Origin of the sequence: Kluyvera georgiana (genome assembly GCF_050990895.1) — a bacterium.
GTDB classification, from domain to species: domain Bacteria; phylum Pseudomonadota; class Gammaproteobacteria; order Enterobacterales; family Enterobacteriaceae; genus Kluyvera; species Kluyvera georgiana.
The window spans coordinates 4,422,872-4,436,428 of sequence record NZ_CP158865.1 but is presented as its reverse complement, the minus strand read 5'-3'; the positions used below and the strand labels follow the sequence as shown (position 1 = coordinate 4,436,428).

Below are 13,557 nucleotides of genomic sequence, written 5' to 3'. Positions count from 1 at the left end.
CCGACAAAGAGTGGGTTTTTTAAGCTGACGTTGAATACCGCGCGCCATCAGGGCGCGAAAAAGGTCACAACGCAGTCATGGCCGCGGAGCGGACTTTCGTTTCCCTTTTGGGGTGGAAACAAGGATATTCAGGAGAAAACGTGCGACAAATCCGCCAGTTATGTGTGGTGAGCTTACTGCTGACCAGCGGTGTTGCCAGTGCAGCAAACATCCGACTACAGGTTGAAGGGCTCTCAGGCGAACTACAAAAAAACGTTCGAGCCCAGCTATCGACCATCGACAGCGACGAAGTTTCGCCGGATCGCCGTTTCCGTGCACGCGTGGATGATGCCATTCGCGAGGGGTTGAAAGCCCTTGGCTATTACGAACCGACCATCGATTTTGAACTTAAGCCGCCGCCGGCTAAGGGGCGTCAGGTACTGCTGGCCAAAGTGACGCCGGGTGAACCGGTGCGCATTGGCGGTACCGATGTGATCCTGCGCGGCGGGGCGCGTACCGACAGCGACTATCTGGCGCTACTCAAGACGCGCCCTAAAATCGGGACGGTGCTCAATCATAGCGATTACGACCATTTCAAAGGGTCGTTAACCAGCGTGGCGCTGCGTAAGGGCTATTTTGATAGCGAGTTCAAAAAGAGTCAGCTTGGCGTAGCGGTCGATCGTCACCAGGCGTTCTGGGATATCGATTATGACAGCGGTGAGCGCTACCGCTTTGGTGACGTTACCTTTGAAGGATCGCAGATCCGCGAAGAGTATTTGCAGCATCTGGTCCCGTTCAAAAAAGGTGACTATTACCAGTCCAGCGATCTGGCGGAACTGAACCGGCGTCTGTCGGCAACCGGCTGGTTTAACTCGGTGGTCGTGGCGCCGGAGTTTGATAAATCGCGGAAAACTAAGGTGTTACCGCTGCATGGTGTGGTATCGCCGCGCAGCGAAAATACCGTAGAACTGGGGGGCGGTTACTCCACCGATGTTGGCCCGCGGGTGAAAGCATCATGGAAAAAACCGTGGGTGAACTCTTACGGTCACAGCCTGACGACCAGTCTCAGCGTCTCGGCACCGGAACAGCAGTTGGACTTCAGCTATAAGATGCCGCTGCTGAAAAATCCGCTTGAGCAGTACTACCTGGTGCAGGGCGGTTTCAAAAGTACCGACCTCAACGATACCAAGTCTGACTCCACCACGCTTGCCGTTTCACGTTTCTGGGACCTTTCCAGCGGCTGGCAGCGGGCAATTAACCTACGCTGGAGTCTTGACCACTTTACGCAGGCCGACGTCACCAACACCACCATGCTGTTCTATCCAGGCGTCTCTATCAGCCGTACCCGCTCACGCGGCGGTCTGATGCCAACCTGGGGCGACTCTCAGCGTTACTCGATCGACTACTCGAACACCGCCTGGGGTTCAGACGTCGACTTCTCGGTTTTCCAGGCGCAAAACGTCTGGATCCGTACCCTTTACGATCGCCATCGCTTTGTGTTTCGTGGCAACCTCGGCTGGATCGAAACAGGCGACTTTGACCGCGTTCCGCCCGATCTTCGCTTCTTTGCCGGTGGTGACCGCAGTATTCGCGGCTATAAGTACAAATCGATCTCCCCGGAAGACAGTAAAGGCAAACTTATCGGGGCATCAAAACTGGCCACCGGCTCGCTGGAATATCAGTACAACGTGACCGGGAAATGGTGGGGAGCCGTGTTCATGGACGGCGGTGAAGCGGTCAGCGATATTCGTCAGAGCGACTGGAAAACCGGCGCAGGGGTAGGGGTACGCTGGCAGTCGCCGGTCGGGCCTATCAAGCTCGACTTTGCCGTCCCGGTGGGCGACAAAGATGAACATGGATTACAGTTTTACATCGGTCTGGGGCCTGAGCTATGACGTTATGGAAAAAAATAAGCCTCGGCGTACTGATTTTTGTCGTGCTGCTGCTGGGCATCGTGGGATTTCTGATTGGCACCACCACGGGGCTGCATCTGCTGTTTAACGCGGCGAACCGCTGGGTTCCCGGGCTGGAGATAGGTCAGGTCACCGGCGGCTGGCGCGATCTGTCGCTGAAAAACGTCCGCTATACCCAGCCGGGCGTCGCGGTCGATGCCGGTGAGCTTCACCTGGCCGTCGACCTGAAATGCCTGTGGCACAGCAGCGTGTGCGTTAACGATGTTGCGCTCAGCAATATCAACGTGGCAATCGACAGCAGTAAAATGCCGCCTGCCGCGCCGGTAGAGGAAGAAGACAGCGGTCCGTTGAACCTCTCGACGCCGTACCCAATCACCTTGAAGCGGTTCGCGCTCAACAACGTCAATATTAAGATTGATGACACGACGGTATCGGTGATGGACTTCAGCAGCGGCCTGACGTGGCAGGAGAAGAACCTGACGCTGACGCCAACGACGCTGCAAGGGTTGCTTATCGCTTTGCCGAAAGTCGCCGACGTGGCGCAGAAAGAGGTGGTGGAGCCGAAGATAGATAACCCACAGCCGCAGGAAAAACCGCTTGGCGAAACCATGACCGAGCTGTTTTCGAAGCCGGTCCTGCCGGAGATGACCGATGTCCATCTGCCGCTGAACCTGAATATCGAATCCTTCAGCGGTGAGCAGCTGCGTATTACCGGCGATACCGATCTGACGGTCTATAAAATGCTGCTGAAGGTCAGCAGCATCGACGGCAACATGAAGCTCGACGCGCTGGATATTGACTCCAGCCAGGGCACGGTGAACGCCAGCGGTACCGCCACGCTCATCAACGACTGGCCGGTGGATCTCACGCTCAACAGCACCCTGAATATCGACCCGCTGAAGGGCGAGAAAGTGAAGCTCAAGGTGGGCGGCGCGGTGCGTAAGCAGCTGGAAGTGGGCGTTAACCTTTCCGGCCCGGTGGATATGGGCATTCGCGCGCAGGCGCAGCTGGCGGAAGCCGGGCTACCGTTCAACCTTGAGGTGAACAGCAAACAGCTTTATTGGCCGTTTACCGGTGAGAAACAGTTCCAGGCCGATGACCTGAAGCTGAAACTCGGCGGCAAGATGACCGATTACACGCTGTCGTTCCGCACTGCGGTGAAAGGGCAGGATGTGCCGCCTGCGGATATCACCCTCGATGCCAAAGGCAACGAGCGTCAGGTGAGCCTCGACAAACTCACCGTCGCGGCGCTGGAAGGCAAAACCGAGTTGACCGCGCTGCTTGACTGGCAGCAGGCGATCAGCTGGCGCGGCGAACTGGCTCTACGCGGGCTTAACACCGGGAAGCTGGCGCCGGACTGGCCATCGAAGCTGGATGGCCTGATCAAAACTAACGGCAGTCTGTACGGCGGCAGCTGGCAGATGAACGTGCCGGAGATGAAAATCACCGGCAACGTGAAGCAGAACAAAGTGAACGTCGACGGCTCGCTGCGCGGTAACAGCTACCTGCAATGGACCATTCCGGGGCTACACGTGGCGCTGGGCAATAACACCGCCGACGTGAAGGGCGAGCTGGGGGTGAAAGACCTGGAGCTCGATGCGAATATCGACGCGCCGAAGCTCGACAACATGCTGCCGGGATTAGGCGGCACGGCGAAAGGGCTGGTGAAGATTCGCGGTACGGTTGATGCGCCGCAGCTGCTGGCAGACGTTACTGCACGCGGTCTGCGCTGGCAGGAGCTGTCGATTGGCCAGGTGCGCGTCGACGGCGATGTGAAATCCACCGATCAGATTGGCGGTAATCTCGACGTCCGCGTTGAACGCATCGTGCAGCCGGATGTGAATATCGGGCTGGTGCATCTGGCGGCGAAGGGCAACGAAAAACAGCACTCACTACAGCTGCAAATTCAGGGCGAGCCGGTCTCTGGTCAGCTGGCGCTGGCGGGCAGCTTCGATCGTAAAGAAGAGCGCTGGAAGGGGGCGTTAAGCAATACCCGTTTCAAGACGCCGGTCGGCCCGTGGTCCATCAACCGCGATATTGCGCTGGACTACCGTAACCTGGAGCAGAAAATCAGCATCGGGCCGCACTGTTGGGTGAACCCGAACGCCGAACTGTGCGTGCCGCAGACGATTGACGCGGGCGCGGCGGGGCGTGCGGTGGTCAACCTCAACCGTTTCGACCTGGCGATGCTCAAACCGTTTATGCCGGAGGAAACTCAGGCTAGCGGCGTGTTTAGCGGTAACGCGGACGTCTCCTGGGACACCACCAAAGAAGGGTTGCCACAGGGTAAAGTGACGCTCTCCGGGCGCAACGTTAAGGTCACTCAGACCGTCAACAACGCGCCGCTGCCGGTGGCTTTCGATACGTTGAACCTCAGCGCTGACCTGCATAATAACCGCGCCGAGCTAGGCTGGTTGATTCGTCTGACCAACAACGGGCAGTTAGACGGGCAGGTGCAGGTGACCGACCCACAGGGGCGGCGTAATCTCGGCGGCAACGTCAACATTCGTAACTTCTCGCTGGCGATGGTTAACCCGATCTTCTCGCGCGGTGAAAAGGCGGACGGCAAGCTGAACGCGAATTTGCGCCTCGGCGGCGATCTCCAGAGCCCGCTGATGTTCGGTCAACTTCAGCTTAGCGGCCTTGATGTTGACGGTAACTTTATGCCGTTTGATATGCAGCCAAGCCAGCTGACGATGAACTTCAACGGCGCCACCTCGACGTTGCAGGGGGAAGTGCGAACCTCACAGGGGCAGATCAGCCTGAACGGTGACGCTGACTGGCGGCAGATTGAAAACTGGCGCGCGCGTATTGCGGCGAAGGGCTCTCGCGTGCGGATTACCGTGCCGCCGATGGTGCGTCTCGACGTCTCGCCTGACGTTGTGTTTAACGCCACGCCGAGTCTGTTTACCCTTGACGGTAGCGTCGATGTGCCGTGGGCGCGTATCGTGGTGAAAGAGGTGCCGGAAAGCGCGGTAGGCGTTTCCAGCGATGAAGTGCTGCTGAATAACGATCTCCAGCCGAAAGAGACGAAATCGGCTTCGATTCCAATCAACAGCAACCTGACCATCCACGTCGGCAATAACGTTCGTCTGGATGCGTTCGGCCTGAAAGCGCGTCTGACCGGCGACCTGAAGGTGGCGCAGGATAAACAGGGACTGGGGCTTAACGGGCAGATCAATATCCCGGAAGGGCGCTTCCATGCCTACGGTCAGGATCTGATCGTGCGTAAAGGCGAGCTGCTGTTCTCTGGCCCGCCGGATCAGCCGCTGTTGAATATCGAAGCGATTCGCAACCCGGATGCTACCGAAAACGATGTTATCGCTGGCGTTCGTGTTACCGGCACGGCGGATCAGCCAAAGGCGGAAGTCTTCTCTGACCCGGCGATGTCGCAGCAGGAAGCGCTCTCTTACCTCGTTCGCGGACAGGGATTGGAAAGCGGTCAGAGCGACAGCGCTGCGATGACCTCAATGCTTATTGGCATGGGGGTTGCACAAAGTGGTCAGGTTGTGGGTAAAATCGGCGAGACGTTTGGCGTAAGTAATCTGGCGCTGGATACCCAGGGGGTGGGCGATTCTTCCCAGGTGGTGGTCAGCGGATACGTATTGCCAGGTCTGCAGGTGAAATATGGCGTTGGGATCTTTGACTCGTTAGCGACGCTCACGTTACGCTATCGCCTGATGCCTAAGCTGTATCTGGAAGCGGTGTCTGGCGTAGACCAGGCGCTCGATTTGCTCTATCAGTTTGAGTTTTAGCAATGCGAATATTTGTTTACGGCAGTTTACGGCGCAAACAGGGCAACAGCCACTGGATGACCAACGCTCAGTGGCTGGGCGATCACAGCGTGACCGATTATCAACTGTACAGCCTGGGCCACTATCCAGGCGCGGTGCCCGGCGATGGCACGGTACACGGTGAAGTTTATCGGATTGATGCTTCGACGCTAGCCGAGCTGGATGCGCTGCGTACCAAAGCGGGCGAATATGCACGTCACCTCATTCAGACGCCGTATGGTAGCGCCTGGATGTACGTTTATCAGCGCCCGGTCGATGGGCTGAAGCTGATAGAAAGCGGCAACTGGTTGGATAAAGACCAGTATTGAATACGACAACGCCACCCTCGGGTGGCGTTGTTTTTTTATCTGCACCTGGCGTTGTAGGCCTGATAAGCGCAGCGCCATCAGGCAGCCAAGAGCTGAGGCCTACAAACAAAAACACCGCCCGAAGGCGGTGTGTTTAACGCTCGAAAAGAAATCTTATTTCTTCGCGCGCTCGAAGGAAGCAACGATTTCAGCTTTAGCCGCTTCAGCGTTGTCCCAACCGTCAACTTTAACCCATTTGCCTGCTTCGAGGTCTTTGTAGTGCTCGAAGAAGTGGGTGATCTGCGCTTTCAGCAGGTCCGGCAGGTCGTTCACATCTTTGATGTGATCGTATTCTTTGCTCAGCTTGGTGTGCGGTACCGCAACCAGTTTGGCATCTTCACCGGATTCGTCGGTCATTTTCAGAACGCCAACCGGACGGCAACGGATCACAGAACCCGGCTGCAGCGGGTACGGGGTTGGGACCAGCACGTCAACCGGGTCACCGTCCAGAGACAGGGTGTGGTTGATGTAACCGTAGTTGCACGGATAGAACATCGCGGTGGACATGAAACGGTCAACGAACAGCGCGCCGCTCTCTTTGTCGACTTCGTATTTGATAGGATCTGCGTTAGCCGGGATTTCGATGACTACGTAGATATCTTCCGGCAGATCTTTACCCGCAGGGACGTTGAGTAAGCTCATGTCTGTTTCCTTTAGAATGTGTGGCAAATTAGTGCCCGGTATTATAGCCAACTCACCGCGAAAGTCTTGGCCTGTTTTACATCTCCCCCCGCGAAACACGGTCTTTTCAGTGCCTTCTTATGGCAGGAAAATCCATAAAGTTAGCCGCATACTGAATAAAATCGTGGAACCGTTTACATTGCGCCAGGAAATGGTCTGACACGGGTTAAAATTTCCACAAAATCGATAGCCTTCAACGGGTGCGCGACGCCTACTCCCTACTGAACTTGCTCTGTTAATGGTGATTAACAAATAATTTACTTTTTTGAAGTGTGATGTAACTCATTCCGTTACATCTCTCATTGTCTATAGTTTTTCCGCAGATGAATATTTGACCAACAATAACCCTACGAGGATACCTCTATGTGGAAGCGCTTACTTCTTGTCACAGCAGTTTCCGCAGCCATGTCGTCTATGGTCATGGCTGCCCCTTTAACGGTGGGATTTTCACAAGTTGGCTCTGAATCGGGCTGGCGCGCGGCGGAAACCAACGTCGCGAAGCAGGAAGCGGAAAAACGCGGTATCACTCTGAAGATTGCGGACGGGCAGCAAAAACAGGAAAACCAGATTAAAGCGGTGCGTTCGTTTATCGCTCAGGGTGTTGATGCCATCTTTATCGCGCCGGTCGTGGCGACCGGCTGGGAGCCTGTGCTGAAGGAAGCCAAAGAGGCCAACATCCCGGTGTTCCTGCTCGACCGATCTATCGATGTGAAAGATAAATCGCTGTACATGACTACCGTGACCGCCAACAACGTGCTGGAAGGCCAACTGATTGGCGAGTGGCTGATTAAAACCGTCGACGGCAAGCCGTGTAATGTCGTCGAGTTGCAGGGCACCGTCGGCGCGAGCGTGGCGATAGACCGTAAGAAAGGTTTCGCTGATGCCATTTCGAAAGCGTCAAATATCAAAATTATCCGTTCCCAGTCCGGCGACTTTACCCGCAGCAAGGGGAAAGAGGTGATGGAAAGCTTCATCAAGGCGGAAAACAACGGCAAGAATATTTGCATGGTTTACGCCCATAACGACGACATGGTGATCGGTGCCATTCAGGCGATTAAAGAGGCCGGGTTGAAGCCGGGTAAAGATATCCTCACCGGCTCAATTGACGGTGTACCGGATATCTACAAAGCGATGATTGCCGGTGAAGCGAACGCCAGCGTCGAGCTGACGCCGAACATGGCCGGCCCGGCGTTTGATGCGCTGGAGAAATTCAAGAAAGACGGCACCCTGCCGGAAAAAGTGACGCTCACCAAGTCTACGCTGTACCTGCCGGATACGGCGAAAGAAGAGTTAGATAAGAAGAAAAATATGGGCTACTAAGAGATAGCCCTGGCTGATGGCGCTTCACATATCGGACCTTTGTAACGGTAGGCCTGATAAGCGAAGCGCCATCAGGCAGTTCGGCGCACGATGCCGGATGGCGGCTTTGCCTTATCCGGCCTACAGGACTGGTACCCTCACCCTAATCCTCTCCCTGAACGGGTGATGGGCCGAGCGGTACGGGTAGCAAGTTGGGTACAATCTGTTCCCTCTCCCCCTCGGGGAGAGGGTTAGGGTGAGGGGGAGCGCACTATGACCACTGAAACCAACCCGGAAATCCTCCGCACCGAGGGGCTCTGCCAGTATTTTCCCGGCGTGAAAGCGCTGGATAACGTCAATTTCAGCCTGCGGCGCGGTGAAATTATGGCGCTGCTCGGCGAAAACGGCGCGGGTAAATCCACGCTGATTAAAGCGCTGACCGGCGTTTACCACGCCAACAGCGGCAGCATCTGGCTGGAAGGACAGCAAATTCATCCGAAAAATACCGCGCATGCTCAGCAGCTGGGCATTGGCACGGTATATCAGGAAGTGAACCTGCTGCCGAATATGTCGGTGGCGGATAACCTGTTTATTGGCCGTGAACCGAAACGTTTTGGTTTCCTGCGACGTAAAGAGATGGAAAAACGCGCCACCGCGCTGATGGCTTCCTACGGTTTTTCCCTCGACGTGCGCGAGCCGTTAAACCGCTTTTCGGTAGCGATGCAGCAGATCGTCGCCATCTGTCGGGCGATCGATCTCTCCGCCAAAGTGCTGATCCTCGATGAACCGACCGCCAGCCTCGACACCAAAGAGGTGGAGATGCTCTTCACCCTGATGCGCCAGCTGCGCGATCGCGGCGTCAGCTTGATCTTTGTCACCCACTTTCTCGATCAGGTGTATGCGGTCAGCGACAGGATCACCGTACTGCGCAACGGCACCTTTGTGGGCTGTCGGGAAACCCGCGAGCTGCCGCAGATTGAGCTGGTAAAAATGATGCTGGGCCGCGAGCTGGAACACCAGGCGCTCCAGCGGGCGGGGCGCACGTTGCTGAGTGATAAACCGGTGGCCTCCTTTGAAGGCTATGGCAAAAAGGGCACCATCGCGCCGTTCGATCTGCACGTGCGCCCCGGTGAGATCGTCGGTCTGGCCGGGCTGCTCGGATCTGGACGCACCGAAACCGCCGAAGTGATCTTCGGTATTCATCCCGCCGACAGTGGGCAAGCGACGATCAAAGGTAAACCGCAGACCCTGCGATCGCCGCATCAGGCCTCCTGTCTGGGGATCGGCTTTTGCCCTGAGGATCGTAAAACGGACGGCATTATTGCCGCCGCCTCGGTACGTGAAAATATTATCCTCGCGTTGCAGGCACAGCGCGGCTGGCTGCGGCCAATTCCGCGCAAAGAACAAAACGAGATTGCCGAACGCTTCATCCGCCAGTTGGGGATCCGCACCCCCAGCGCCGAGCAGCCGGTGGAGTTTCTCTCCGGCGGCAACCAGCAGAAGGTGCTGCTCTCGCGCTGGCTGCTGACGCGCCCGCAGTTCCTGATCCTCGACGAACCGACCCGCGGGATCGACGTTGGCGCGCACGCGGAGATCATTCGCCTGATCGAAACGCTCTGCGCGGACGGCCTGGCGCTGCTGGTGATCTCGTCTGAACTGGAAGAGCTGGTGGGCTACGCCGATCGGGTGATCATCATGCGCGATCGCCAACAGGTGGCGGAGATCCCGCTTGCTGAGCTCTCTGTTCCCGCCATTATGAACGCGATTGCGGCCTAAGGAGTTAACCGTGATGCCCCGAACTGTTCCCCAAACCGGTAAGCCGGAGCGCCGCTTTCGCTGGCCGCCGGGAATGCCGCAAATTGCGGCATTAATCCTGGTGCTGCTGGTCGATAGCCTGGTGGCGCCGCACTTTTTCCAGATAACCTTGCAGGATGGCCGCCTGTTCGGCAGCCCGATTGATATCCTCAACCGCGCGGCGCCGGTGGCGCTGCTGGCGATCGGCATGACGCTGGTGATCGCCACCGGCGGTATCGATCTTTCCGTTGGCGCAGTGATGGCGATTGCCGGAGCCACCGCCGCCGCGATGACCGTGGCCGGGCATAGCCTGCCGGTGGTCCTGCTGGCGGCGATCGGATCCGGCGTGCTGGCCGGGCTGTGGAACGGCATTCTGGTTGCGATCCTCAAAATTCAGCCCTTCGTCGCCACGCTGATTCTGATGGTCGCGGGGCGCGGCGTGGCGCAACTCATTACCTCCGGACAGATCGTCACCTTCGACTCGCCGTCGCTGGCGTGGATCGGCAGCGGTAAGTTTCTCTTGTTCCCGACGCCGGTCATTATTGCGCTGGTGACGCTGGTTATCTTTTGGCTGCTGGCGCGTAAAACCGCGCTCGGTATGTTTATTGAAGCGGTGGGGATCAACATTCGTGCGGCGAAAAACGCCGGGGTGAATACGCGTATCGTGGTGATGCTGGCCTACGTGCTGAGCGGCGTGTGCGCGGCGATTGCCGGAACGATTGTCGCGGCAGACATTCGCGGGGCCGATGCCAACAACGCTGGGCTGTGGCTGGAGCTGGACGCCATTCTGGCGGTGGTCATTGGCGGCGGCTCGCTGATGGGTGGGCGCTTTAACCTGCTGCTGTCGGTGGTCGGCGCGTTGATTATCCAGGGAATGAATACGGGTATTCTGCTCTCCGGCTTCCCGCCGGAGCTGAACCAGGTGGTCAAAGCGGTGGTTGTCATGTGCGTGCTGATCGTCCAGTCACCGCGCTTTATTCAGATACTGAAGAGGATGCGGGGCCATGATCAAACGTAATCTGCCGTTAATGATCACCCTCGGGGTGTTTATTGTGGGCTATCTCTACTGTCTGACCCAGTTTCCCGGTTTCGCCTCGACGCGGGTGATTTGCAATATTCTGACCGACAACGCCTTCCTCGGGATTGTTGCCGTGGGCATGACCTTTGTGATCCTTTCCGGTGGTATCGATCTTTCCGTCGGTTCAGTGATCGCCTTCACCGGCGTATTCCTCGCCAAGGCTATCGGCTTCTGGGGATTATCGCCGTTGATGGCCTTTCCGCTGGTGCTGGCGATGGGCTGCGCCTTCGGCGCGTTTATGGGCTGGTTGATTGACGCGCTGAAGATCCCGGCATTTATTATTACGCTCGCCGGGATGTTCTTCCTGCGCGGCGTGAGCTACCTGGTGTCTGAAGAGTCGATTCCTATCGATCATCCGGTATACGACGCCCTCTCCGGGCTGGCGTGGACCCTTCCCGGCGGTGGCCGTCTGAGCGCGATGGGGCTGTTGATGCTGCTGGTCGTGGTGTTGGGGATTTTCCTTGCCCACCGTACGCGCTTTGGCAATCAGGTCTATGCTATCGGCGGTAATGCCACCTCGGCCAACCTGATGGGTATCCCGACGCGTAGCACCATCGTGCGCATTTATATGCTGTCGACGGGGCTGGCGACGCTGGCGGGCATTGTGTTCTCCATTTATACCCAGGCTGGCTATGCGCTGGCAGGCGTTGGCGTAGAGCTGGATGCCATCGCCTCGGTGGTGATCGGCGGTACGCTGCTGAGCGGCGGCGTCGGTACGGTGCTGGGCACGCTGTTTGGCGTGGGCATTCAGGGGCTGATTCAGACCTACATCAACTTTGACGGCACGTTGAGCTCGTGGTGGACCAAAATCGCTATCGGCATTCTGCTGTTTATTTTTATTGCTCTGCAGCGGGCGCTGACGGTGCTGTGGGAGAACCGGCAGAGTGCGGCTGTCACCCGCGTCGACGTCCCGGTAACAAAGAACTAACATACTGAAACGCTAAAGTTTTTCCGGTAGCAGCCGATACCAGTCATTTACGCCAAACAGTACCCCTGCTACCGGACAAAACTATGATGCTAAAAACGCTCTCTATCCGTACCGGCCTGCTGTCCCTGCTCGCCGTGATGACTCTGCTGCTGATTCTGGTCAGCGGTATCGGCATTTATGCTCTCACCCAAAGCTCTGCTTCCCTCCAGCGAATCGACCATCTGCAAAGCGAGCAAATGACGCAGCTGAATGAGGGTTATACGCTGCTGCTGCGTGCACGCAATGAAGCCGGACAGGCGGTCCGCTTGATGGAAATCGGCATGCTGGACGACGCGACGAAGGCCGTCAAAACCCTCAACGGCGAAGTGACGCAGGGGCAAAAAATTATCGCCAGCGTCAGCCAGTCATCGGTTGACGATGCCGATGGCGCAAAACGGATGGCGGATGTCGCGAAAAGCTATGAGGCCTATAACACTCAGGCGATCAAACCGATGCTGGCGGCGCTCGAGCAGCAGAACGTCGACGGTTATTACGATCTGCTGGAAAAAACAATGATCCCGGTGGCCCGCCAGTTTGATAACGCCGTTCACGCCTTCCAGGATTGGGGGGAGTCGCGCGGGCAGATTGAAGTGGCGGCAGTACACAGTACCAAAAATCGCGTATTGGCACTGATGGTGTTGGCCATTGCGCTGACCGCAGGGGTGATAGCGCTGGCCTGGCTGCAGTTGCAACATCTGCTGTTAAAGCCGCTGGCATCGGCGATTGGCCAGCTTGAGCAGGTAGCGTCCGGGGATTTAACGCCTTCGCCGCTGAAAACCAGCAGCGCCGAAATTAAGCGTCTGAACGTGGCGATTGCCGGGATGCGCGAGTCGATGATGAACTCGGTTATGCGGGTGCGCGACGCCAGCTCACAGATTGATATCGGCAGCCGCGAGCTGACGGCGGGCAATAACCACCTGGCGCAGCGTACGGAGTCGACGGCGACTTCGCTCGAGCAAACCGCTGCCAGCATGGAACAGCTGACCGCCACCGTGAAGCAGAACGCCGACAACGCCGAGCAGGCGCACAAGCTGGCGCGCGATGTCTCGGATACTGCCGATCGTGGCAGCGAGATGGTGTGCTATGTGATTGAAAAAATGCAGGATATTTCAGGAAGTGCCAAACGTATCGCCGATATTCTCAGCGTGATTGACGGTATTGCCTTCCAGACCAATATTCTGGCGCTCAACGCCTCCGTCGAAGCGGCCCGCGCGGGTGAACAGGGGCGCGGATTTGCGGTCGTGGCGGGTGAGGTGCGTAACCTCGCCAGCCGCAGCGCCGATGCGGCGAAAGAGATTCGCCAGCTGATTGCCGACTCGCAAACTCACGTCAACGAAGGCAGCGATCTGGCTCAGCAGGCGGGGGAAACCATGGATGAGATCGCCAGCGAAGTGATGCGGATGACCAAGCTGATGCGGGAAATTGCCAGCGCGTCGCAGGAACAGAGTCGCGGTATTGAGCAGGTGAATATTGCGGTGAGTCAGATGGATGAAACCGCACAGCAGAACGCGGCGCTGGTACAGCAGTCTTCGGCGGCAACCCGTTCGCTGGAAGAGCAGTCGCAGGCGCTGGTGGCGGCGATGGCGTCGTTCCGGCTGCAGGTGGCGTAACCGGGACACCGATTTTGTAGGCCGGATAGGCGTGTACGCCGCCATCCGGCAATATCACCGCATCGTGCCGGATGGCGCTTCGCTTATCCGGCCTA

The 13,557-nt window shown here is 57.5% G+C and carries 9 protein-coding genes; 8 read left to right on the top strand and 1 reads right to left on the bottom strand.

The window, feature by feature from the left end; translation table 11 throughout:
* Positions 1 to 140 precede the first annotated feature (140 nt).
* From tamA to ABTW00_RS21020, 3 genes are read left to right on the top strand one after another with little or no spacing between them, the layout of a single operon-like run.
* Positions 141 to 1,874: an autotransporter assembly complex protein TamA gene (gene tamA, locus ABTW00_RS21030; RefSeq protein WP_065356671.1), complete on the top strand. Its 1,734-nt coding sequence runs from the start codon at positions 141 to 143 to the stop codon at positions 1,872 to 1,874.
* Entirely contained in the window at positions 1,871 to 5,647 is a 3,777-nt protein-coding gene (tamB, locus tag ABTW00_RS21025; RefSeq protein ID WP_433637403.1) for an autotransporter assembly complex protein TamB, read from the top strand. The genes tamA and tamB overlap by 4 nt, the downstream gene beginning before the upstream one ends.
* A gap of 2 nt (positions 5,648 to 5,649) precedes the next feature.
* Positions 5,650 to 5,994, top strand: coding sequence for a gamma-glutamylcyclotransferase family protein (locus tag ABTW00_RS21020; protein WP_064546942.1), 345 nt, complete (start codon positions 5,650 to 5,652; stop codon positions 5,992 to 5,994).
* 153 nt (positions 5,995 to 6,147) lie between these two features.
* On the opposite strand, the gene ppa is transcribed toward ABTW00_RS21020, so the two are convergent.
* Positions 6,148 to 6,675, bottom strand: a complete 528-nt coding sequence (gene ppa, locus ABTW00_RS21015) for an inorganic diphosphatase (RefSeq protein ID WP_064546944.1) — start codon at positions 6,673 to 6,675, stop codon at positions 6,148 to 6,150.
* 402 nt (positions 6,676 to 7,077) lie between these two features.
* Between ppa and ytfQ the strand changes: the two genes are divergently transcribed.
* The 5 genes from ytfQ to ABTW00_RS20990 all read left to right on the top strand — a co-directional run bounded on the left by ytfQ (position 7,078) and on the right by ABTW00_RS20990 (position 13,462).
* Positions 7,078 to 8,034 carry a galactofuranose ABC transporter, galactofuranose-binding protein YtfQ gene (gene ytfQ, locus ABTW00_RS21010; protein ID WP_433637399.1) on the top strand — a complete coding sequence of 319 codons (957 nt, stop codon included), beginning with the start codon at positions 7,078 to 7,080 and terminating at the stop codon, positions 8,032 to 8,034.
* Positions 8,035 to 8,286: 252 nt separating this feature from the next.
* Positions 8,287 to 9,789: a galactofuranose ABC transporter, ATP-binding protein YtfR gene (gene ytfR, locus ABTW00_RS21005; protein ID WP_064546947.1), complete on the top strand. Its 1,503-nt coding sequence runs from the start codon at positions 8,287 to 8,289 to the stop codon at positions 9,787 to 9,789.
* 10 nt (positions 9,790 to 9,799) lie between these two features.
* Positions 9,800 to 10,825, top strand: coding sequence for a galactofuranose ABC transporter, ATP-binding protein YtfT (ytfT, locus tag ABTW00_RS21000; RefSeq protein WP_157093562.1), 1,026 nt, complete (start codon positions 9,800 to 9,802; stop codon positions 10,823 to 10,825).
* Complete coding sequence (gene yjfF / locus ABTW00_RS20995; RefSeq protein WP_433637396.1) at positions 10,812 to 11,813, top strand: galactofuranose ABC transporter, permease protein YjfF; 1,002 nt, start codon at positions 10,812 to 10,814, stop codon at positions 11,811 to 11,813. Before ytfT ends, yjfF begins: the two co-directional genes overlap by 14 nt.
* 86 nt (positions 11,814 to 11,899) lie before the next feature.
* Positions 11,900 to 13,462: a methyl-accepting chemotaxis protein gene (locus ABTW00_RS20990; protein ID WP_433641107.1), complete on the top strand. Its 1,563-nt coding sequence runs from the start codon at positions 11,900 to 11,902 to the stop codon at positions 13,460 to 13,462.
* Positions 13,463 to 13,557 lie beyond the last annotated feature (95 nt).